Source organism: Robbsia betulipollinis, from assembly GCF_026624755.1.
Classification (GTDB): domain Bacteria; phylum Pseudomonadota; class Gammaproteobacteria; order Burkholderiales; family Burkholderiaceae; genus Robbsia; species Robbsia betulipollinis.
In genome coordinates this window covers 1,582,003-1,602,927 of record NZ_JAPMXC010000001.1, presented here as the reverse complement: position 1 = coordinate 1,602,927, position 20,925 = coordinate 1,582,003, and the positions used below count along the sequence as shown (strand labels likewise).

The 20,925-nt window shown below is 66.4% G+C and carries 20 protein-coding genes; 8 read left to right on the top strand and 12 right to left on the bottom strand.

Annotated elements, in window-relative coordinates:
- The first annotated feature begins 155 nt into the window (after positions 1 to 155).
- From OVY01_RS06915 to OVY01_RS06905, 3 genes are all read left to right on the top strand, one after another.
- Positions 156 to 1,223 (top strand): glycoside hydrolase family protein, encoded by a 1,068-nt coding sequence (locus tag OVY01_RS06915; protein ID WP_267846640.1) that lies wholly within the window; start codon positions 156 to 158, stop codon positions 1,221 to 1,223.
- Between the two features lie 102 nt (positions 1,224 to 1,325).
- On the top strand, positions 1,326 to 1,802 hold the full coding sequence (locus OVY01_RS06910) for a glycosyltransferase (RefSeq protein WP_267846639.1): 477 nt from the start codon (positions 1,326 to 1,328) through the stop codon (positions 1,800 to 1,802).
- Positions 1,786 to 2,124, top strand: a complete 339-nt coding sequence (locus tag OVY01_RS06905) for a hypothetical protein (protein WP_267846637.1) — start codon at positions 1,786 to 1,788, stop codon at positions 2,122 to 2,124. Before OVY01_RS06910 ends, OVY01_RS06905 begins: the two co-directional genes overlap by 17 nt.
- An 87-nt stretch (positions 2,125 to 2,211) precedes the next feature.
- Here the strand turns inward: OVY01_RS06905 and glmS are convergent, their stop codons facing one another.
- The 9 genes from glmS to OVY01_RS06860 form a co-directional block, all read right to left on the bottom strand.
- Positions 2,212 to 4,029: a glutamine--fructose-6-phosphate transaminase (isomerizing) gene (glmS, locus tag OVY01_RS06900; RefSeq protein ID WP_267846635.1), complete on the bottom strand. Its 1,818-nt coding sequence runs from the start codon at positions 4,027 to 4,029 to the stop codon at positions 2,212 to 2,214.
- 41 nt (positions 4,030 to 4,070) lie between these two features.
- Positions 4,071 to 5,432 carry a bifunctional UDP-N-acetylglucosamine diphosphorylase/glucosamine-1-phosphate N-acetyltransferase GlmU gene (gene glmU, locus OVY01_RS06895; RefSeq protein ID WP_267846633.1) on the bottom strand — a complete coding sequence of 454 codons (1,362 nt, stop codon included), beginning with the start codon at positions 5,430 to 5,432 and terminating at the stop codon, positions 4,071 to 4,073.
- A gap of 104 nt (positions 5,433 to 5,536) precedes the next feature.
- On the bottom strand, positions 5,537 to 6,457 hold the full coding sequence (locus OVY01_RS06890) for a MipA/OmpV family protein (protein ID WP_267846632.1): 921 nt from the start codon (positions 6,455 to 6,457) through the stop codon (positions 5,537 to 5,539).
- A gap of 86 nt (positions 6,458 to 6,543) precedes the next feature.
- Positions 6,544 to 7,425 carry an ABC transporter permease gene (locus tag OVY01_RS06885; protein ID WP_267846631.1) on the bottom strand — a complete coding sequence of 294 codons (882 nt, stop codon included), beginning with the start codon at positions 7,423 to 7,425 and terminating at the stop codon, positions 6,544 to 6,546.
- A complete protein-coding gene (locus tag OVY01_RS06880; RefSeq protein ID WP_267847697.1) occupies positions 7,415 to 8,212 on the bottom strand; it encodes an ABC transporter ATP-binding protein in 798 nt (265 codons plus the stop codon). The genes OVY01_RS06885 and OVY01_RS06880 overlap by 11 nt, the downstream gene beginning before the upstream one ends.
- An 89-nt stretch (positions 8,213 to 8,301) precedes the next feature.
- Positions 8,302 to 9,345: an ABC transporter substrate-binding protein gene (locus tag OVY01_RS06875; RefSeq protein ID WP_267846630.1), complete on the bottom strand. Its 1,044-nt coding sequence runs from the start codon at positions 9,343 to 9,345 to the stop codon at positions 8,302 to 8,304.
- 132 nt (positions 9,346 to 9,477) lie between these two features.
- Positions 9,478 to 10,419, bottom strand: a complete 942-nt coding sequence (gene ttcA, locus OVY01_RS06870) for a tRNA 2-thiocytidine(32) synthetase TtcA (RefSeq protein WP_267846629.1) — start codon at positions 10,417 to 10,419, stop codon at positions 9,478 to 9,480.
- On the bottom strand, positions 10,419 to 10,814 hold the full coding sequence (locus OVY01_RS06865; RefSeq protein WP_267846627.1) for a dihydroneopterin aldolase: 396 nt from the start codon (positions 10,812 to 10,814) through the stop codon (positions 10,419 to 10,421). The genes ttcA and OVY01_RS06865 overlap by 1 nt, the downstream gene beginning before the upstream one ends.
- Positions 10,815 to 10,905: 91 nt before the next feature.
- Positions 10,906 to 11,913, bottom strand: coding sequence for an SDR family oxidoreductase (locus OVY01_RS06860; protein WP_267846625.1), 1,008 nt, complete (start codon positions 11,911 to 11,913; stop codon positions 10,906 to 10,908).
- A 13-nt stretch (positions 11,914 to 11,926) separates the two neighbouring features.
- Between OVY01_RS06860 and OVY01_RS06855 the strand changes: the two genes are divergently transcribed.
- The 5 genes from OVY01_RS06855 to OVY01_RS06835 all read left to right on the top strand — a co-directional run bounded on the left by OVY01_RS06855 (position 11,927) and on the right by OVY01_RS06835 (position 16,932).
- On the top strand, positions 11,927 to 13,153 hold the full coding sequence (locus OVY01_RS06855) for a class I SAM-dependent methyltransferase (protein ID WP_267846623.1): 1,227 nt from the start codon (positions 11,927 to 11,929) through the stop codon (positions 13,151 to 13,153).
- Positions 13,150 to 13,344, top strand: coding sequence for a DUF2905 domain-containing protein (locus tag OVY01_RS06850; RefSeq protein ID WP_267846622.1), 195 nt, complete (start codon positions 13,150 to 13,152; stop codon positions 13,342 to 13,344). The genes OVY01_RS06855 and OVY01_RS06850 overlap by 4 nt, the downstream gene beginning before the upstream one ends.
- A 200-nt stretch (positions 13,345 to 13,544) precedes the next feature.
- Complete coding sequence (locus OVY01_RS06845; RefSeq protein ID WP_267846620.1) at positions 13,545 to 14,861, top strand: Nramp family divalent metal transporter; 1,317 nt, start codon at positions 13,545 to 13,547, stop codon at positions 14,859 to 14,861.
- Positions 14,862 to 14,937: 76 nt separating this feature from the next.
- A complete protein-coding gene (locus OVY01_RS06840; RefSeq protein WP_267846618.1) occupies positions 14,938 to 15,954 on the top strand; it encodes a YncE family protein in 1,017 nt (338 codons plus the stop codon).
- Between the two features lie 9 nt (positions 15,955 to 15,963).
- Entirely contained in the window at positions 15,964 to 16,932 is a 969-nt protein-coding gene (locus tag OVY01_RS06835) for a sterol desaturase family protein (protein ID WP_267846617.1), read from the top strand.
- Positions 16,933 to 17,016: 84 nt separating this feature from the next.
- Here the strand turns inward: OVY01_RS06835 and gudD are convergent, their stop codons facing one another.
- Genes gudD through OVY01_RS06820 form a run of 3 tightly spaced genes read right to left on the bottom strand, consistent with a single transcriptional unit; the run spans position 17,017 to position 20,785 of the window.
- Positions 17,017 to 18,366 carry a glucarate dehydratase gene (gene gudD / locus OVY01_RS06830; protein ID WP_267846616.1) on the bottom strand — a complete coding sequence of 450 codons (1,350 nt, stop codon included), beginning with the start codon at positions 18,364 to 18,366 and terminating at the stop codon, positions 17,017 to 17,019.
- Complete coding sequence (locus tag OVY01_RS06825) at positions 18,363 to 19,463, bottom strand: lactonase family protein (RefSeq protein ID WP_267846615.1); 1,101 nt, start codon at positions 19,461 to 19,463, stop codon at positions 18,363 to 18,365. The genes gudD and OVY01_RS06825 overlap by 4 nt, the downstream gene beginning before the upstream one ends.
- A gap of 41 nt (positions 19,464 to 19,504) precedes the next feature.
- Positions 19,505 to 20,785, bottom strand: a complete 1,281-nt coding sequence (locus OVY01_RS06820; protein ID WP_267847696.1) for an MFS transporter — start codon at positions 20,783 to 20,785, stop codon at positions 19,505 to 19,507.
- Positions 20,786 to 20,925 lie beyond the last annotated feature (140 nt).

Genomic DNA, 20,925 nt, shown 5'->3' with positions numbered 1-20,925 from the left:
ACGTGCTCCTGGCGGTGCGACAATAGTGTGCTTCGATGGCGCCGTCGCTTGCTTGCCCTCGCCGGCATGCGATTCAAGCGTCTTCGTTACCCGCCAAGCACGGGACGCCGCCCTCCCCATCGGCGCATCCAGGCCATTTCGATCGAGGCAGACGCATGTCCATTGTCGGATCCGCTTCCGTACCGCCCATCACGACCTATTATTCGCCCAGCGCCTGCACACGCGCACTGGTGACTTGCAACGATCTTTCCCTGTCGCCCACGTGCTCCCCGGCGACCCGGGGTGCCGCGCGGCGCGACCTGATGGACCTTGCCCGCCCCCTCCCGGCGCTGCTGACGAACGTATGTGCCGTGCCCCTTCATCCCCCTGTCGAGAAAGGGTGGTTCGGCCTGAATCCCTCGGTCGCATTGTGGCGCGGACGACTGCACGTCATACACCGCGCGGCGAATTTCCTGCCTGTCCGGGACGGACACTATATCGATATCCCGGCCTCGTTGCGCGCCGATCGCAACTATCTTTGCTCGCTCCACGCGGATCTGACGGTGAACGGTCCATGGATGGAAGTTTTGCCCCCCCGGGGCGAAACCGTCCGAAGCAGGGACCCCGTCCCCGGTCTGAAGGATATCCGCCTGTTCGCGATGGATGAAGACCTGTATGGCGTCGCATCGAGTCATGGCAGGGCGCCTGATTTCATCGATGACATGCTGGTTGCGCAGCTCACCTTCGGCGAGGGGACGTCCTGCCGCCATGCCGAGCCGCGCAGGCTCTCCAGCGCGTCGACCCGAAGCCGGGAGAAGAACTGGACGCCCCTGATCGTCGCCGGGGAACCGCGATTCATCCGATACTTTCAGGATAACGTGGTGTTTTCGATCGACGGCAACGAGGTCTCCCGTACGCCGTCATCGCTCGCCGTCGACCATCTCCGCGGCGGATCGCAAGCGCTCCCCTTCGCCGGGGGCTGGCTATTGATCTGTCATGAAATGGTCGAGGGCGTGAACCGACGGCGGTATGCCCATCGCTTCGCCTGGCTCGATGGCGATGCGGTGTTGCGACGCCTCAGCGAGCCCTTCAAGCTTCGTGGAGACGATGTCGAATTCGTCACCGGCCTGGCCGCCCATCCCGACGGTCGAGACCTGGTCATCAGCTACGGGCTGAGCGACTGCGAGGGCTGGCTCTCCCGCGTGCCGGCGATCGAGGTGGCGCGGCTGTTGCATCTGCATTGAAGATGCCCGTACCTAACTGCCAGACCTTCTCGCGTGGTACGACACCGTGCACCGCCACGTCGATCCCGCGATACCTGACTGGACGTTCTCACTGATTTCGAATTGATCGCCGCATCGCAATCCGCGAACATTCAGCCCTATCATGCGATAGACACGATTCATCAAATCATTATCGTCGACGGCATGGGAATGCCACATCACCTCAGTAGTGCAACACAGAACGCAACGAATGCACTGAGAGAGAAGTATGCGTCGGCAGCTTATACGCTATGGACCGGAGAGATGCTCCGGGAATTCATCGGCAGGCATTACGGCAACGATGTCGTCACGGCGTTCGATTCGTTGAAACCCCATGCGTATCAGTGCGATCTGGCGCGTTACTGTCTGCTGCACACCCTGGGTGGGTTGTACAGTGATCTGGGGATAGAGCATTACCAAAAGTGGAACATTCCGCACAATTTCGATTTCGCGGGATGCATTGCAGCTGTATATCCCGAACCGTCAGCAGGGATTCGATGTCGAGAATGCCGTTTTATGGTCGAAGCCGGCGGCGCCAGCGCTCTTGCTTGCAATCAATAAAATTGTCGAACATACCCGTGTTCGTTTCTACGGGAATCGCTCCATCGACCCCACGGGTCCGGGCCTGCTCGGATGGGCATGCGCGAAAACCTTGGCGATGCAATGGGAACGACGCGAGAAATTGAACCAGTACATCGGCATCAGCACGAGTTCCCGCAATGCGGACGGTCTCAAATTGGATTTTCACGTGCGTGCGGAGAAACTGTCGGAAGAAAACAAATTCGCTTCCCGTTTGCGTCGAGCTTCGGACGCCAGCTATATGGGTGCATCGGGTGCAAACACCTACGTAGAAGCATGGCATCAAAGGGATGTTTACCGCTGACGGGTTGCCCCCGTTCATCCACCCCCAGCTTCACGGAATCATTCGTGCGAACCTCGCGATAGGCATGCCTGCCCAGCGGTAGAGCCCCTATTCCACCGTCACCGATTTCGCCAGATTCCGTGGCTTGTCCACATCCGTGCCCCTGGCGCACGCCGTGTGATACGCCAGCAGCTGCAACGGCACCGTATGCAGAATCGGCGACAGCGGCCCGTAGTGCTCGGGCATCCGGATCACGTGAATCCCGTCGCTGCTCTCGATATGCGTATCCGCGTCCGCGAACACATACAACTGCCCGCCCCGCGCGCGCACTTCCTGCATGTTCGACTTCAGCTTCTCCAGCAGCGTGTCGTTCGGTGCCACCGTCACCACCGGCATCGCCTCGGTGACCAGCGCCAGCGGCCCGTGCTTGAGCTCGCCCGCCGGATAGGCCTCGGCATGGATATACGAGATTTCCTTGAGCTTCAGCGCGCCTTCCAGCGCGATCGGGTAATGCAGCCCGCGCCCCAGGAACAGCGCGTTTTCCTTGCGCGAGAATTCCTCGGACCACGAAATGATCTGCGGCTCCAGCGCCAGCACGCTGTTCAACGCCGCGGGCAAATGCCGCAATTGCTTGAGATACGCGGCCTCGGTGGCCGCGTCCACCTGCCCATGCAGTTTGCCGAGCGTCGCCGCGAGAATGAACAGGGCGGTCAGCTGCGTGGTGAAAGCCTTCGTCGACGCGACGCCGATCTCGCGGCCGGCATGCGTGAGAAAGGCCATCTCGGTCAGGCGCACCATGGCGCTCGACGCGACATTGCATACCGCCAGCGTGTGCGTGTGCCCGAGCTGCTGCGCGTGCTTCAGTGCGGCGAGCGTGTCGGCTGTCTCGCCGGATTGCGAGATGGTGATGACCAGCGCCTCCGGGTTCGGCACGGAGTCGCGATAACGGTACTCGCTGGCAACCTCGACCTCGGTGGGAATGCGCGCGATCGATTCAAGCCAGTATTTGGCGCACAGGCCGGCGTAATAGCTGGTGCCGCAGGCCAGGATCAGGATCCGCTGGATGCCGGGCAGGACCGCGGCGCCGCGCTCGCCGAAGAGCGCGGGCGAAAACGCATCGACGGCGGGAATGGTGTCGGTGATCGCCTGCGGCTGTTCGAAGATTTCCTTCTGCATGAAGTGCCGGAACGGGCCGAGTTCGACCGCGCCGCCATAGGCGACGACCTGCCGGATCGGGCGTTCGACGGTGCGGTCCCGGGCGTCGACGATGGTGACGCCTTCGAGCCGCACGTCGACGATGTCGCCCTCTTCCAGAAAGATGAAGCGGTCGGTGCTGCCGGCCAGCGCCAGGGCGTCGGAGGCGAGGAAGTTCTCGCCCTCGCCCACGCCGACGACCAGCGGCGAACCGGCGCGCGCGCCGACGACGCGGTGCGGTTCGTCGCGATGGATCACGGCGATGGCGTAGGCGCCGCGCAATTGCGGGACGACCGCGCGCACGGCGTCGAACAGGTCGCCGCGGTAGTGGCTGTGCACCAGATGGGCGATGACCTCGGTGTCGGTCTGCGTCTCGAAAACATAGCCCTGCGCGCGCAGCGTTTCACGCAGTGTCTCGTAATTCTCGATGATGCCGTTGTGCACGAGGCCGACGGTATTCTGCGAGAAGATCGGATGCGCGTTGCGGGTGACGGGCGCGCCATGCGTCGCCCAGCGCGTGTGCGCGATGCCGGTCTGGCTCGCGAGCTGCGTTTCCTCGACCTGGGCGGCGAGATCCGCGACGCGCGCGATGCTGCGCACGCGGGTCAGTTCCCCGCCGACGATGGCGGCGACGCCGCACGAGTCATAGCCGCGGTATTCGAGCCGCCGCAGGCCTTCGACCAGCACTCCGACGATATTGCGTTGCGCGACCGCGCCGACAATCCCACACATGGTGTTCTTCCTCAGCCGTCGTCGAAACCACGTTCCGACGCTCAGCGTTTCTGTTTGACCGGCCGCCGATGGCCGGGCCGGGCGTTCTGGGTTTTGGGATTCAGCGCCAGCGCGCCGGCCTCGACGTCCTTCCAGACGGTCGTGCCGGCGGCCAGCGTCGCGCCCCGGCCGAGCCGGACCGGCGCGACCAGCGCGGCGTTCGAGCCGACGAAGACGTCGTCCTCGATGACGGTGCGATGCTTGTTGGCGCCGTCGTAGTTGCAGGTGATCGTGCCGGCGCCGATGTTGACGCCGCTACCGATGTCGGCGTCGCCGATGTACGTCAGGTGGTTGGCCTTCGAGCCGGTGCCGATCACGGCGTTCTTGACCTCGACGAAGTTGCCGACATGCACGCCGTCGGCGAGTTCGGCGCCGGGGCGCAGCCGCGCGTACGGTCCGATGACGGCGTCGGCGCCGATGCGCGCATTGTCGAGATGCGAGAAAGCGTCGATGCGCGTGCCGGCGCCGACGACGACGTCGCGCAGCACGCAGTTCGGACCGATCGCGACGTCGTCGCCCAGGGTGACGGCGCCTTCGAACACGCAGTTGACGTCGATGAAGACGTCGCGCCCGGCGTCGACGCTGCCGCGGATGTCGATGCGGGCAGGGTCGGCGAGCGAGACGCCGCGCTCGAGCAGCGTGTTCGCCAGACGCGCCTGGTAGGCGCGTTCGAGCACGGCGAGCTGCGCCCGGCTGTTGACGCCGAGGGTTTCGGCGATGCCGGTCGACGAAGTGGTGACGATGTCGACCTGATCGGCCAGCGCCTGTTCGACGAGATCGGTCAGGTAGTACTCGCCCTGCGCGTTGTCGTTGCCGAGCGCGGCGAGCCAGTCGCCCAGCCGCGCGGTGGGCGCGACCACGATGCCGGTGTTGATCTCGGTGATCGCGCGCTGCGCGGCGTCGGCGTCCTTCTCCTCGACGATGCGCAACACGCTGTCGTCCGCGGCCCGGACGATGCGGCCATACCCGGTGGGGTCGGCAACGTCGACGGTGAGGATGCCGAAGGCGTGCGCGCCGGCCGCGTCGAGCAGCGCGTGCAGCGTCGCGGGGGTGGTCAGCGGCACGTCGCCGTACAGCACGAGCGTCGGCACCGTGGAGTCGAGCTGGCCGACGGCCTGCCGGACCGCATGGCCGGTGCCCAGTTGCTGCGCCTGTTCGGCGAACAGGATGTCGGGGGCGGCGACGGCCGCACGCACCGCCTCCGCGCCATGTCCGACGACGACGACGATCCGCCGCGGCGCGAGTGCGCGCGCCGTGTCGATGACGTGGGACAGCAATGGCCGGCCGGCCAGCCGGTGCAGGACTTTGGGCAGGGCGGAACGCATCCGCTTGCCCGAGCCCGCCGCAAGAATCACGATGTTCACGTCGCGCCGCTCAGGAGGATGTCAGGGAAAATTCAGCCATGAATTTTAGCATGCGTCCAAGCGCCGCCCGGCGGCTTCTCGACCGCTTCTCGACCGCTTCCCGGTCAGAAGGCGTAGCTCACCGAGGGCAGCACCGTCACGCCCACGCGTCGCTGCGCGATCGGACTGTTCGCGGCCTTGTCCGTATAGAAGCTGCCGCTGACGATCAGCTCGCCGGTCCAGTGCCTGTCGAAATGATGATCCCATGTGACGCTCAACGCATAGGCGTAGACGCCGCCTCCGGGCGCATAGCCGTCATATCCCGAATTCACGCTCTGCGCGCGCGTCACGCCGAAGTAGGTCTGGTTGTAGCGGCGGTCGCCGAGCTTGACGTTGGCATCCAGGGTGACCGGATCCTGCGTGCCGCGCGCGGCGATGCTCTCCAGACCCAGTTGATACTGGTTGCCGCGCCGGCCATCGAGGCCGAACTCGGCCTGCGCGTTCGCGGACAGCCAGGAGACGATCTGCTGGGACACCGTCAGGGTGCTGGTGAGCGAGCCCTTGACGCTGCCGAGCCGGGCGAGACGATCCGCGCCGGGGCGCAGCCAGTTGTCGCCGTCGTCGCGGCCCGTGTCGTAATTAAGGGCTTCGCCGATGTAGAAGCCCGAGGCGGACTGATACTGGATGCCCGCCCCGCGCGTGGTGTCGGCGAAGAAAATGCCCCGGCTGACGTTGAGCATCGGCACGAGCAGCGGCCGAAACGCGCGCGCGCCCATGTAGCGCTGATCCAGCCCCGCTCCCATCCCGATGCTGACGTCGGTATGGTTGCCGAAAACGCCGCCGTCGTCCGGGGGCGTGGCGGACGCGACCGTCGGCGCGGCGGACGAAGCGGACGAAGCGGATGACGCCGCCGCCGTGACGGTATCGCCCTCCATGCCCGCTTGCGCCCGGACCGGTCCCGCCACCGCGAGCGCAAGCACGAACGCGCAGCACCCGGCGATGGCACCGCGCGAAAGCAGCCTGAAATGCGCGATACATCGCGCCATACGCGTTTCCTTCGATCTGGTCCGGGGTCCTGCCGGGTCCGGCCAAACGCCGCAATCCGGACCCGTGACCGCGCTCGTCGCCCTGGTCACCGCCCGCGCCCGCCGCCGCGCTGCGAGATATGCCAGGGCACCAGCCGCCGTTCGACGAAGGAGACCGCGCCGAACAGCACGACGCCCATCAGCGCGAGCAGCACCACCGCGACGAAAACCCGGGTGGTCTCGAACATGCCCTGGGCACTGAGGATCACGTAGCCCAGACCGCGTTGCGCGGCGACGAATTCGCCGACGATGGCGCCCACCAGCGCGAGCGAAACCGCGACCTTCAGCCCCGAGAGGATCGACGGCAACGCGTACGGAAACTGGATGCGCCAGAGCACCGCCCGCCTGCCGCCGCGCGCGGCGCGGGCGAGGTCGAGCAGGTCCTGCGGCACCGATTTGAAACCATGCACGGCGTCGATCAGCACCGGAAAGACGGCCACCAGGAAGCCGATCGCGATTTTCGGCTCCATGCCGGTGCCCAGCCATAGCACGCACAACGGCGCGATCGCCACCTTGGGCACGCTGTTCAGACCGACCACCGTGGTGTAGACGGCGTTCTCCAGCAGCTTCGAGCGCACGATCAGGATCGCGAGCCCGATGCCGACGACGGTCGCGGCGACAAAGCTGGCGAGCGTGACCTCCAGCGTGTACCACGCATTGTCGAGATAGAGGCCGGGGGAGTCGAGGAATTCGCGCACGATGGCGCTGGGCGACGGCAGGATCACCGGGTTGATGTGGGCAAGGCGCACCAGCGCTTCCCAGAGCGCGAGACACAGCGCGATGAAAATGCTGCTGGCCGCCATGGGCGCGACGGCGCCGAGGAAGGCGAAAGGCCGCCCCGCCGGGGAGACGGGCGGGCTTCCGGGCGGCGGCACGGACGACGGATGCAACGGCTGCGGCGGCGTGGCGCGGGAGGTCTCAGGCGTCATGCAGCAGTCCCATGTCTTCGAACAGGCCCCGGATGCGGGCGCGGTACTGGCTGAAACGGGCGTGCTGCGGATGCGCGGGATCGTCGCGCATCGCGAGACTGCGCGGGCGCGGCAGATCGATCGCGAGCGTGTCGACGATGCGCCCCGGACGCGGCGAGAAGACCGCCACCCGGTCGGCGAGGAAGACGGCCTCGGCGATGTCGTGCGTGATGAAGAGCACGGTCTTGCGGCTGTCGAGCCAGATGCGTTGCAGCTCGACGTTCAACTGTTCGCGGGTCAGCGCGTCGATCGCGCCGAACGGCTCGTCCATCAGCAGCAGCGACGGGTCGTCGATCAGTGCCCGGCAGATCGAGACGCGCTGGCGCATGCCGCCGGACAACTCCCACGGGTAGCGCGTCGCGAAAGCCTCCAGGCCGAACAGCGAGAGCAGATGCCGCGCGCGCGTCTCGTGCGCGGCACGCGCGCCCTGCAGCTCGCCGCGCAATGCCAGCGGCAGCAGCACATTGCCGAGCACGTCGCGCCAGTCGAGCAGGACGTCGCGCTGGAACACCATGCCCAGACCCGCGGGCGGCCCGTCGCCCGGACGCCGCACGTGACCGTCGATCGCCAGCACGCCGCTGGTCGCGTCGTCGAGCCCGGCGATGCAGCGCAACAGGGTGCTCTTGCCGCAGCCGCTGGGACCCAGCACGCTGACGAATTCGCCATGCGCGACGTCGAGCGATGCGCTCTCGAGGGCGACCACCGGCCGCTTGCCGGGATAGCGCCTGCCAAGCTCGCGCACCTGGATATGCGGCGGCCGGTCGGCGGCAGTTGCGTCGTTGGCGTTGGCGTTAGCGTCGGCGTCGCGCGCGTCGACACCCCCGGGCGAGGCCAGTTTCACTTGCCGGCTCCTATCCGGTCGATCGTCGCGCGGTCGAGCAGGGTATTTGTGAAGTAATGGTCGGCCGGTTCCGGATTTTTCAGCAGTTTGGCGTCGCCCAGGGTCTTCAGCGCGCCCTGCCAGTCACTCTCGGCCATATAGCCGGTCGGCTGGCCCTGCGTGGCCGGCGTGTGCATGAAGCCCAGCAGCTGGTCGATCTGGCCGCGCAGGATTTTGGGATCCAGCTTGACGTCCGGACGCTGCGCGAGCATTGCGGCGACGGCCTCGTCCTGGTGGCCCTGTTCGATGTACTGCCAGGCCCCCGCCATGACGCTGGCGAAGCGGCCAAGCGCCGCGCGCTTGGCGGCGAGCGCTTTCTCGTTGGTGAACAGACCGAAACTGGGCAGCGGCAGGCCGAAGTCGGCGAAGCGGATCGCGCGCGATGGGCGCTGCGCGGCGACGATCGGCAGGAAAAACGGAATGCTCGACACGGTGCCGTCGACGCGGCCGGCGATGTAGATCGCGGTCTGCGCGGCGGCATCGACGTTCAGGCGCGTGACCTGGTCGGCGGCGACGCCGCCGTTGGCGAAAAACCGGTCGAAGAACGGCGCGCCGGAACCGCCCGGCGTGATCGCGATGCGCCTGCCGACGAGATCCTTCGGGGTACGCCAGTTTTCGTTCGCGGGCACCAGCACGCCGGTGTCGTTCTGCCGGACGAAGTCGGCGATCGCGATCACCGGCAGGCCGCGATCGCGGCCGATGATCATCGGTCCGAGGTTGGCGAGGCCGGCATCGAACTGTCCGGCGCCCACGAGTTGCACGGTGTGCGTCGAGCCGATGCCGTCCTGCGCGTCGACGGCGATGCCGGCGCGGGCGAACCAGCCTTTCTGCTTGGCCAGATACAACGCGGCGTCGATGCCCCATGGCGTCCAGTCGGTGCGCAGGCGAATCGTGTCGAGATCCGCGGCGCTGGCCGTGGACAGCGGAACGAGCGCGACGCTGGCCGCCACGCTCGCGACCAGACAGAGCGCCGCGCGAACGATGATGCGCTTCAACCTCATGCGAGACTCCCTTGCATCCAGCGGACGCACCGTCCGGCGAATGCCGTGTGTTGCAATCGAATGGCCCATGCCGCCCCGCGCGTGCACGGCCCGGCTGACGCCGGCGTCACGTCCCGCATCCCGCGCCGCGCATCAGGGGATGAAACGGATCGCTTGCGGGTCGCCGGCGACACCCGTCTCGCCGTCGGCCCCGCAGGGGTCCTCGTCGAAAGCGATGTCGCCCGCGGGGTCCGCCCGTCCGCTCGCCTTCAGCCCGGCGAAGTCGAACAGCTCACGATCCATCAGGTGCGAGGGCACGACGCTCGACAAGGCGTTGAACATATTGTCGACCCGCCCCGGAAAACGCTTCTCCCAGTCGCGGATCAGCGCCTTCATCTCGGCGCGCTTGAGGTTCGGCTGGCTGCCGCAGAGATTACACGGAATGATCGGGAATTCGCGCAATTCGGCGTAGTTTTCGAGATCCGCTTCCTTCACGTAGGCGAGCGGCCGGATGACGATGTTGCGGCCGTCGTCCGATTGCAGCTTCGGCGGCATGCCCTTGAGCTTGCCGCCGTAGAACAGGTTCAGGAACACGGTCTGCACGATGTCGTCGCGGTGATGGCCGAGCGCGATCTTGGTCGCGCCCAGTTCGCCGGCGACCCGGTACAGGACGCCGCGTCGCAGCCGCGAGCACAGCGAGCAGGTCGTCTTGCCCTCGGGCACCAGCCGCTTGACGATGCTGTAGGTATCCTGTGTCTCGATATGGTACGGGACGCCGCGCCGCGTCAGATATTCCGGCAGGATGTGGTCCGGGAAGCCCGGCTGCTTCTGGTCGAGGTTGACCGCGACGATATCGAAATGGATCGGCGCGCGCTCGCGCAGCCGCAGCAGGATGTCGAGCAGCGCATAACTGTCCTTGCCGCCGGACAGGCAGACCATCACGCGGTCGCCCTCCTCGATCATCGTGTAATCGGCGATCGCCTGCCCGACCTGACGTGCGAGCCGCTTGAACAGCTTGTTGTTCTCGTAGGCGTCGCGCTGCTCGCGGCGGTCTGCCGCGCGTTCCGCGACCGCGCGCTGAATATCGTCGGGCATCACGCCTCCTTGAAACGAAAGATTTCGACGCCCACCGATTCGCATCCCGGATACACGTCGACCTTCTCGGTGACGACGCGCACCGCGCGCACGCGGACGTCGGCCAGCAGGCGCGCGGCGACGTCGTCGCACAGCGTTTCCTGCAGATGAATGTGACCCTGACCGATACTCGCCAGGATGGCCTCGGGAATGATGTCGGAGTTGACGATCTCGTCGAGCGCGTCGCGTTTCGGGGTCGAAATCGCCAGCGCGATGAACAGATCGACGTTGAAGCGCACCCGCTGGGCGGCGCCTTTCTCGGCTTCGTAGGCGCCGATATTCATCCGGACTTCGTAGTTGCGGACGAAAAGCCGGCGACAATCGGCCAGACGGGGGTCGGTCAGCACGCTGGACATCGCGTGGCTCCAAAGGAAAAACAGAACGGACGTACGGCGGCCCGAAGGCGAGCGCGCACGGCATGAAGGAAAAACCGGTACGACGGACAGCTCATGAACGGAAGCGCTCCCGCTCGACGGCATGGCGGACATCCGCTGCGCCGTCCGCGTCGCCATTCGCTGCACAAGGCGGGGCGCAGGACGGGGCGCACCCCGTGCCGCCATCCACCAGCAAGGTCGAGCCGGTGATCGTCGATGCATCGGCCAGATAGCAGACGGCCTGCGCGAGCGCGGCATCGAGCGCTCCGCCGCCGGGCATATCGTCCGCATCGCCCGCATCGCCCGCATCGCCCGCATCGCCCGCCAGCAAGGTCGTGCTCACGGCAACCACGCGCAGGTGCGGCGCATAGCGGCGCGCCAACACCGGCGTGGCGGTCGCGACCGCGGACTGCGTGAGCGCGAACAGGACCGCGTCGCGCCGCACCTCCGGCAGCAACGAGTCGACGATATTGACAACCACGGCGTCGTTCTCGCCCGCGCCGCCCGCGCCCGCGCCGCCGTCGCTCCCGCACGGCGCACCGGTCGCATGCGCCAGTCCCTGCGCCAGCGCCAGCGCGTTCCACAGATTCGCATGATTCATCCGTGCCAGCGCCGCGCCGCTCAGGCGTCCCGCCGGGTCGCGCTCGACACGCAGCGGCGCGCTGACCACGCAGCGTGGCCGGCCCAATCGCTGCGCGCAGCGGCGCACCAGCGTCTCGGCCGAGGCGTTCTCGCCGTCGTCCGTGACGCGTGGCGTCGTCGACACGGGAAATGCCGCAGCGCGGCGCGCCAGGGCCGTCACGGCGGCGCACAGGGCCAGCGCCGTGGCCCTGTGCCCGGCTCCGCCCTGGCCGGCGGCAGCGCCGCTGCCGGCCGCGCGGTCACTGGCGTGGTCGCTGGCGTGGTCGCTGGCGTGGTCGCTGGCGTCGTCGCTGGCGTCGTAATACACGCCGACATCCCAGCCCCGGCCGGCGAACGCCAGGGCGAGCGCCCGCCCGCGCGCGGGGTTTGCCGCGATCGCGCTGGGCAGGAGCACGATGCCAGGTGCGCCCGGAGGGTCCGGGAAAGTCGTTTCAGTCATTTACAATGTCGCGATGGACGCCAAACCACACGCTAGTTTACCCGTTCCCGACGCGCACGCCCTCGCGCGTTCCACCACGCTCGTGGCGCGCATCGCCGCGGAGATCGCCGCCGCGGGGGGCTGGCTGCCGTTTTCCCGCTACATGGAAATGGCGCTGTACACGCCCGGACTCGGCTACTACAGCGGTGCGAACCGGAAATTCGGCCACAGCGCGGCCGACGGCAGCGATTTTATAACCGCGCCGCATATCTCGCCATTCTTCGCGCGCGCGCTGGCGCGGCCGGTCGCCGAGGCGCTGGCGCTCGCCGAAGCGGACGAGATCCTCGAATTCGGCGCCGGCACCGGGCTGCTCGCCGCGCAGTTGCTGAACGCGCTGGCGGACGATGCGCTCCCCGCCATGCCCCGCATCCGCCGCTACACGATCGTCGAGCTGTCCGGCGAACTGCGCGAACGCCAGCGCGAGACCCTCGCGCAACACGCGCCCGCCTGGCGCGATCGCGTGCGCTGGCTCGACGCGCTGCCCGAGCGTTTCCAGGGCGTCGTGATCGGCAACGAGGTGCTCGACGCGATGCCGGTGCAGTTGCATCCGCATGTCGATGGCGCCTGGTTCGAACGCGGCGTCGCGCTCGACGGCACGCGCCTGGTCTGGCGCGACCGCCCGGCGGCCGCGCCGCCGACCATCCCCGCGGCGGTGCGCCAGGCGATCGATACCGCCGCCGTCGACTACCTGATCGAGAGCCACGCGGCGGCACGCGCCTTCGTCGGCACCGTCTGCGCGATGCTGACGCGCGGCGCGGCGATCTTCATCGACTACGGCTTTCCCGCGCACGAGTACTACCATCCGCAACGCGCCGCCGGCACGCTGATGTGTCATTACCGGCATCAGGCGCACGACGATCCGCTGCTGTACCCGGGCCTGCAGGACATCACCGCGCATGTCGAATTCAGCGGACTGACGCAGGCGGCGCTCGACGCCGGCGCCGACGTTCTGGGCTATATGTCGCAGGCCCGCTTCCTGATCAATGCCGGCATCGCCGAGGACCTGGGGCGCACGATCAGCCCCGGCGACCCGGCGCGTTACCTGCCGGCCGCCAACGGCGTGCAGAAGCTCCTGGCCGAATCCGAGATGGGCGAGCTGTTCAAGGTGATCGGTTTCAGCCGGGGACTCGACGACCTGCCCCGAGCCTTCGCCACCGGCGACCGCTCGTGGACGCTGCTCGACGAGGAGGACGGCGCATGATCCGCTGGCTCGTCACGACCTTCGTCGCGGTGATGATCCTGTCCGCCTGCTGGCCCTGGCTCGGCAGGATCGGCGTTGGCCGCCTGCCGGGCGACCTGCGCTTCCGGTTGTTCGGGCGCGACTACCTGTTTCCCTTCACGTCGTCGATCCTGATTTCGCTGATCGCCACCGCACTGGTGCGCTGGCTGTGACGCGTCGAGGCGTCGCGTCGCGAGGCAGACGCCGCGCCGTCCCGGATCGAAGATCCCGTTTGATGGCAGACTGGATGCACGATTCGCGGCTATGCTTGGATACCCGCCGCACGCGCCACTCCCGCGCGCCGCGCCGCGCGTATATCGAAACAGGTTCCACCATTCTCTCATTCTCCGTAACTGGCGCATCGAGGTAAGCCATGGATGACCGAGTCCGCCCGCAGGGCGCCCATTCCATGAGCGACAATGCCACCAGCGCCATGCGCGACGTCCTGGAAGGGCGCCGCACCGGCTGGTCGATCCTGGTGCCCTTCGCCGGCCCCGCGGTCGTCGTTTCGGTGGCATACATGGACCCGGGCAATTTCGCCACCAACATCCAGGCTGGCGCGCGCTACGGTTATTCGCTGCTCTGGGTCGTCTTGCTGGCCAACCTCATCGCCATGCTGTTCCAGGCCCTGTCCGCAAAACTCGGGATCGTGACCGGCCGCAGTCTGGCCGAACTCTGCCGGGCGCATTTTCCACGGCCGCTCGTCTATGCCATGTGGGGCGTGAGCGAAATCGCGGCAATGGCCACCGACCTCGCCGAATTTCTCGGCGGTGCGATCGGCCTGGCGCTGCTGTTTCACATGCCCCTGTTGATCGGCATGGTCATCACGGCGATCGTCACCTATCTCATTCTGTTTTTCGACAAGGCCGGCTTTCGACCGCTCGAACTCGTCATCGGCGCGTTGGTCGGAATCATCGGTCTGTCCTACCTCGCCGAGCTGTTCATCGCACCGGTCGCGTGGTCCGGCGTCGGCCTGCACCTGTTCAAGCCAGCGTTGCCGGACGCGCAGTCCGTCACGATCGCGGTGGGCATCATCGGCGCGACGGTGATGCCCCACGCCTTGTTCCTTCATTCCGGCCTGACGCAAAGCCGCATGCCGCCGCGCTCCGAGGCCGAGCGCAGGATACTCATCAAACTGTCGAATCTCGAGGTGATCATTGCGTTGACGATCGCCGGCATGATCAACATCGCGATGGTCATCATGGCCGCAGGCGCCTTTCATCGGGGTCACCCGGACGTTGCCGAAATCGAGACGGCCTATCATACGTTGGCGCCCCTGCTGGGCGTGGCGGCCGCCGGCATCTTCCTGCTGTCCCTGATCGCCTCCGGCATATCGAGTTCCGTCGTCGGCACCATGGCCGGCCAGATGATCATGCAGGGATTCGTGGATTTCCGCATTCCCATCTGGGTACGCCGCGCCATCACCATGGTGCCGAGTTTCGTGGTGGTGGCGCTGGGCGTCAACGCCACCCAGGCCCTGGTCACCAGCCAGGTCGTGCTGAGCATCGCCTTGCCCGTTCCCATGCTGGCGCTCGTGTGGTTCACCTGTCGCCGGGACATCATGGGCGCCTACCGGAACAGCACGCTCGTGAAATGCGGCGCCGTGGTCGCCGCGGCCGCGGTCTTGTGCCTGAACGCCATCCTGTTGTTGCAGGCTTTTGGTTTCAGCGTGCCGGGGTTGCCAGCCTGAGCACGGCGCCATCGTCGCGCTTGCATATCCGCAAGGCATTCCACAAAATGATCCGTCCCCCCGACTTTCCGATCCCATGAATTCTTCCCGTCGCACCGTCCTTGCCCGCAGCCTCGCCGTGCCGTTGAGCCTGGGTCTTTCATCGGCCTTGCTCACCCGGGCGGTACGCGCCGCGCCGGCCGCCCCGCCTCTCGCGATGGTCATGAACTCGGGAGAGGCCAGCGTTTCCGTCATCGACATGACGTCCCGCAAGGTCATCAGGACCCTGCCGACGCTACGGGAACCCAGCCATTGGGCGCTGTCGAAGGACCGCAGCAAAATGTACATCGCGGACGCGAACGGCAATGCATTGTTCATCGTCGATCCGCGCACCGGCACCGCGCTCGGCCACACCGTCATCGCGGACCCGTACCAGTTGGGCTTCACGCCCGACCACCGCTACCTCGTCGTCAATGCCCTCAGGCTGGACTATGTCGACGTCTATCGCGCGGACGACCTGAGCCTGGTGAAGCGTTTTTCCCCGGGCTCCATGCCCAGCCACCTGGACTTCTCCCCGGATTCGCGCTGGAGCTTCAACTCGATGCAGGCCTCCGGGACGCTCGTCTCGTTCGATCTCGTCAACATGTCGATACGCTGGAAGGCCAAGATCGGCCCGACCCTGGCCGGCGTGCTCTGGCACAACGGCAAAGTGCTCGTCTGCGTGATGGGCAGCGACCACGTGGCGGAGGTCGATCCCGTCTCCGGCGCGGTATTGCGCCGCATCAAGACGGGCGTCGGCCCGCACAATATCTTTCTCACGCCGGACGGCAAGACGCTGTACGTTTCCAATCGTGTCGGCGGTTCGCTGGTCGCGCTCGACCCCACGACGTTCGAACTGCGTCGCACCTATCCCTTTCACGCCGCGGGTCCCGACGACCTCGGCGTGGCGCCCGACGGCAAGCTGTGGATCTCGCTGCGCTTTCGCGAGCAGGTCGCGGTGCTGGATCCCCATACCGGATCCGTCGAGACGATCGACGTCGGCCGTTCGCCGCACGGCATTTTTCTCAATACGGAACTGCGCCATCCCGGTCCCGTCACCGCGGAAACGCTTTGAGGCCCCCTCATGCTGTTATTTCTCGACAGATATTTCAACATCCTCGCCGGTGAAATCGACCAGTACCTCGTCCTGCCGCTGCTGTATCGCTTCGGCTGGATGCAATGGGAGGAGCTGTCGTTCGACTGGGCGCTGGTGTGCGTCTACGGTTTGTTCGCCGTCGTGGTGACCTATGCCGTCTGCTGGCCGCTGGAGGCGCTCTTTCCCATCGAGCGCTGGGACAACCGCAAGGCCGTGATGACGGACGCGCTCTACACCATCGTCAACCGGGTGGGTGTCCTGCCGATCGTCAGTTTTCTGCTGTTCTATCAGGTACAGGTGTGGGTGAACGGGTTTCTCGTCGGACACGGCTACATTCCGCCGACGATCGAGACGCTCGTCCCCGCGCTGATCGGCCATCCCGTCGTGGTCTTTCTGATCTATGCATTGGTGCTGGATTGCGCCGATTACTGGCGTCACCGGCTCTCCCACACCTTCCGCTCCTGGTACGCGCTCCACGCGCTGCACCATGCCCAGCGGCAAATGAGCTTCTGGTCCGATGACCGGAATCATTTGCTGGACGATCTGATCGCCGCGCTGTGGTTCGGCGTCGTCGGTCTGGCCATCGGCGTTCCGCCATTGCAGTTTCCGCTGCTGTTCCTCTTCATGCGCTTCATCGAGAGCCTGAGCCATGCCAACATCAAGCTGTCGTTCGGCTCGGTGGGAGAACGGCTGATCGTTTCGCCGCGTTTTCACCGGCTGCATCACGGACTGCGCGCCGCGGGCCGAAATTCCTGCAACTATGGTGCCGTGTTCCCGATCTGGGACATCCTGTTCCGCACCGCGGATTTCTCGGTCGAATATCCGCCCACCGGGGACCGGCGCGCGCCCGAGGCGATGGCCACCGGCGGCTACTTCGCCCAGCAGCTCAGCGGCTTCCGGTTCTTCGTCGATGAGTTCCGGCGCGCGCGACAGGCGCGCGTTCACCCCCGGTCCTGATCGCGGGGTTTCAAGCGGTGTCCGATTGCGGAAACGACCAGACATCGCCGTCGTCGGCATGCCCCCCCGAATGGGCCGCCGCCGTTACCGGACCAGGCACGGTCTCTTGTTGTCGAATGTCCAGTTCGGCACGAGATACTGCATCGCGATGCCGTCGTCCCGCGCGCCCAGGCCGTGCCGCTGGTAGAGCTCGCTGGCCTTGCCCAGTTCGTCCATGTCGAGTTCGACGCCCAGGCCCGGCGTCTGGGGCACCGCGACCTTGCCGCCGACGATCCGCAGGGGCTCGCGCGTCAAACGCTGCCCGTCCTGCCAGATCCAGTGGGTATCGATCGCCGTGATCCTGCCGGGCGCGGCCGCCGCGACGTGGGTGAACATCGCCAGCGAAATATCGAAGTGGTTGTTCGAATGGGAGCCCCATGTCAATCCCCATTCGTGGCACAGCTGCGCGACCCGCACCGAACCCTGCATGGTCCAGAAATGCGGATCGGCCAGCGGAATGTCGACCGATTGCAGCTGGATCGCATGGCCCAGTTGGCGCCAGTCGGTGGCGACCATGTTCGTGGCCGTCGGCAGGCCGGTGGCGCGCCGAAACTCCGCCATGACCTCGCGTCCCGAATACCCGTTTTCGGCGCCGCACGGATCTTCCGCATAGGCCAGCACGTGATGTTGGTCGCGGCACAGGCGCACGGCTTCCGCGAGCGACCATGCGCCGTTCGGGTCGAGGGTGACGCGCGCCTGCGGAAACCGTTCCGCCAGGGCGGTGACCGCTTCGATCTCCGCGTCCCCCGACAGCACGCCGCCCTTCAACTTGAAATCGTTGAAGCCATAGCGGGCGGTCGCGGCTTCGGCCAGGCGCACGATCGCCTCGGGCGTCATCGCGGTCTCGTGACGCAGCCGCGTCCAGTCGTCGGTGCCATGCGCACCGGACAGATAGGGAAGATCGGTCCTGCCGCGGTCCGCGATGTAGAACAGATACCCGAGCATCTCGACTTCGGCGCGCTGCTGCCCTTCGCCCAGCAGCGCCGCGACGGGCACGCCGAGATGTTGACCGAGCAGGTCGAGCAAGGCCGCTTCGAGTCCCGTGACCGCATGGATCGTGGTGCGCAGGTCGAAAGTCTGCAGTCCCCTGCCGCCTGCGTCCCGGTCGGCGAACGCCGTGCGCACCCTGTTCAACAGCGCCTGCATATTGCCGATGCTTTCCCCGGCCAGCAGGGGGCGGGCATCGTCGATCGTGCGCCGGATGTTTTCTCCGCCGGGCACTTCTCCCACCCCGGTATGGCCGGCGCTATCGTGCAGGATCACGATGTTGCGCGTGAAGAACGGGCCGTGCGCGCCGCTGAGATTCAGGATCATGCTGTCGCGTCCCGCGACGGGGATAACCTGGAGTTCCGTGATGACGGGCGCGGTATGCGAGGATGCCGAGAGAAGGGTCATCTTTCCGATTCCAGTTGAAAATTCTTGGCGATATCCGTCTGTTCGACGAGTTCGATCCAGTTCGCGCCGCGGCCGCCGGGCGCGCGCGAGACGCGTTCGAGCAGCCCGGTCGCGGAATCGATGCGATACACCGCCACATGGGCCGACCGTTCCCCGCAGGCGAGCAGGAAGGTGCCGGTCGGATCGATCTTGAACCCGCGCGGTTGTTTTTCGGTTTCCATCGCGCCGACGCAGTCCAGCGAACCGTTTTCCGCCCGCACCCGGTAAATCAGCAACAGGCTGGCGGTGCGTTCCGAGGCGTAGAGGAACTGGCCGCCGGGGTGCACCTGCAGATCCGCCGCCCATACCGATGTCGCGAGCAGGCGCGGGTCGGGCTGCACCGGCGCATCGAAGTTCGGCCGGGCGACGCCGTCGCGCAGATGCGCGAGCGCGGGCGGGCGCGGCGACGCCGAACGCCAGGTCAAGCGTCCCGTCTCGGGATCGCGTTCCAGGACGGCGACGATGCCGCGGAATTCGCTCAAGGCGTACAGGTAGCGGCCGCACGGGGAGAAGCGCAGGTGCCGGGGACCGAACCCGGCCGCCAACGCGATGCTGTCGACAGGATGCAGGGGGCACGCCGCATCGTCCCCGATGCGAAAGCACAGGATGCGGTCGCCACCCAGCGCGCTCACGTAGGCGAACCGGTCGTCGGCCGACACGACGACGCAGTGCGCATGCGCAATGCCTTCCACCACCTGCAAGGGCGCCGCCTGCCGATGCGGGGCGTAGACGCCAAGCATGTTTTGCCCGTACGAGGCGCCGAACACGTAGCGCCCGGCGCGGTCGGTCGCCAGATAGGCATGGCTATGGGCGATCGCCCGCGTCTGCCGGCGCGTCAGCGAACCATTCGTCGCGTCGACGGCGAACGTCACCAGCGTCATATCGCGTCCCCGGGTCGCCGCGAAGACGGTGCGTTGGTCGCGCGACAGGGCCAGCGGCATGACGACCTCGCCCGCGGCGACGGTGTCCAGCGGCCGCAACACGCCAGACGCGCCCTCCAGATGGAATACGCCGATGTGGCCGTCTTCGGCGTTCGAGACAAGCACGAATTGGTTCATGGGGCGGGCGCGCTGCAACATGGCGGGCATGGCGGAAGGGATCAAACGGCCTGATTGCGCCGTTCGTCGATGGGATGCCGGACCGCGCGATCGACGCGCCGGTTCTTCGTGAAAAAGACCGCGCCGGCAGCCATGACGGAAATCACGCCCAGGCCGTACAGTCCGCCGGATATCGAACCGGTGTGCTGGTGCAGATAGCCGAACGCGGCGGGGGCGAAGAATCCGCCCAGATTCCCGATCGAATTGATCAGCGCGATCACGCCGGCCGCGACCCGGGCATCGAGATAGCCCTGCGGAATCGGCCAGAAAAGCGAGGCGGCGGCCTTGAAACCGATCGCCGAAAAGCAGATGGCGACGAAGGACCACACCGGATTTCCCGACGTCGAGGCGAAGAGTCCCCCCGCCGCGATGAGCAATGCCAATGCCAGCCAGAACTGCGGATGCCGCCACTTCGCCGAGAGCAAGGCAAAGCAGTACATCGCGCCCATGGCGATCAGCCAGGGGATGGCGTTGAGCAAACCGACCTGAAAATCGGTCAGGTTCCCCATCTTTCGGATGATCGTCGGCAGCCAGAACGTTGCCGCGTAGATCGTCAGTTGAATCGCGAAGTACAACAGACAGAAGAGGACGATTTGCGGATCCTTGAGCAATCCCGTCACCCGCATGTGCGCCGTACCGAGCGCTTCGCGCTCCGCCTGTTCTGCCTTGATGGTGGCATCGAGCACATCCTGCTCGTCCCGACTGAGCCAGGCGGCATCGTGGATGCGCGATTTCAGCATGAACCAGCACACCGCGCACAGGCAGACCGAGAAGAAGCCTTCGACCAGAAACATCCACTGCCACCCGTGCAGTCCGAGGCCGCGAATCGACAGCAGCGCGCCCGAGATCGGACCGGACAGCACGGATGCGAGCGCGGAGCCGCCAAGAAAGATCGCAACGGCCTTGCCCCGTTCGTTCTGCGGCAACCACTGGGTGAAATAGAAGACGACGCCGGGGAAGAACCCGGCCTCGGCGATACCCAGCAGAAACCGCAGGACATAAAAAGAGCGCTCGCCCGCGGTGAAGGCCATGGCGGCGGCGACGATTCCCCAGGTGAACATGATCCGGGTGATCCATGCGCGCGCGCCGTATTTCACCAGCAGGATATTCGACGGCACTTCGAACAGCGCGTAACCGACGAAGAACAGCCCGCTGCCCAGGCCGTACGCCGCCGCGCCGATGCCCAGATCGACCTGCATGTGCGCGTTGACGAAGCCGATGTTGACCCGATCGATGTAGTTGGCGACGAACATCACCAGGAACAACGGCATGACATGCCGCATGACCTTCGTCACGGCCGACGCCAGCACCGGACCGGGAAGCGGCGGTTGAACTGAGTTCAAAACGTTGTCTCCGAAGCAGAAGTCGCAATGGGGCCGGCGCGGCCGGCCCGCCGTTCGAAAGGCCGCACGCCGCAGCGACA

Coding starts and splice junctions, on each gene's coding strand:
- OVY01_RS06860 (WP_267846625.1), bottom strand. CDS start 11,913: ATGACTGAAACGACTTTCCCGGACCCTCCGGGCGCACCTGGCATCGTG.
- OVY01_RS06890 (WP_267846632.1), bottom strand. CDS start 6,457: ATGGCGCGATGTATCGCGCATTTCAGGCTGCTTTCGCGCGGTGCCATC.
- OVY01_RS06855 (WP_267846623.1), top strand. CDS start 11,927: ATGGACGCCAAACCACACGCTAGTTTACCCGTTCCCGACGCGCACGCC.
- OVY01_RS06835 (WP_267846617.1), top strand. CDS start 15,964: ATGCTGTTATTTCTCGACAGATATTTCAACATCCTCGCCGGTGAAATC.
- gudD (WP_267846616.1), bottom strand. CDS start 18,366: ATGACCCTTCTCTCGGCATCCTCGCATACCGCGCCCGTCATCACGGAA.
- OVY01_RS06915 (WP_267846640.1), top strand. CDS start 156: ATGTCCATTGTCGGATCCGCTTCCGTACCGCCCATCACGACCTATTAT.
- OVY01_RS06885 (WP_267846631.1), bottom strand. CDS start 7,425: ATGACGCCTGAGACCTCCCGCGCCACGCCGCCGCAGCCGTTGCATCCG.
- glmS (WP_267846635.1), bottom strand. CDS start 4,029: ATGTGTGGGATTGTCGGCGCGGTCGCGCAACGCAATATCGTCGGAGTG.
- OVY01_RS06845 (WP_267846620.1), top strand. CDS start 13,545: ATGGATGACCGAGTCCGCCCGCAGGGCGCCCATTCCATGAGCGACAAT.
- OVY01_RS06875 (WP_267846630.1), bottom strand. CDS start 9,345: ATGAGGTTGAAGCGCATCATCGTTCGCGCGGCGCTCTGTCTGGTCGCG.
- ttcA (WP_267846629.1), bottom strand. CDS start 10,419: ATGCCCGACGATATTCAGCGCGCGGTCGCGGAACGCGCGGCAGACCGC.
- OVY01_RS06865 (WP_267846627.1), bottom strand. CDS start 10,814: ATGTCCAGCGTGCTGACCGACCCCCGTCTGGCCGATTGTCGCCGGCTT.
- OVY01_RS06850 (WP_267846622.1), top strand. CDS start 13,150: ATGATCCGCTGGCTCGTCACGACCTTCGTCGCGGTGATGATCCTGTCC.
- OVY01_RS06820 (WP_267847696.1), bottom strand. CDS start 20,785: ATGCGGCATGTCATGCCGTTGTTCCTGGTGATGTTCGTCGCCAACTAC.
- OVY01_RS06825 (WP_267846615.1), bottom strand. CDS start 19,463: ATGAACCAATTCGTGCTTGTCTCGAACGCCGAAGACGGCCACATCGGC.
- OVY01_RS06840 (WP_267846618.1), top strand. CDS start 14,938: ATGAATTCTTCCCGTCGCACCGTCCTTGCCCGCAGCCTCGCCGTGCCG.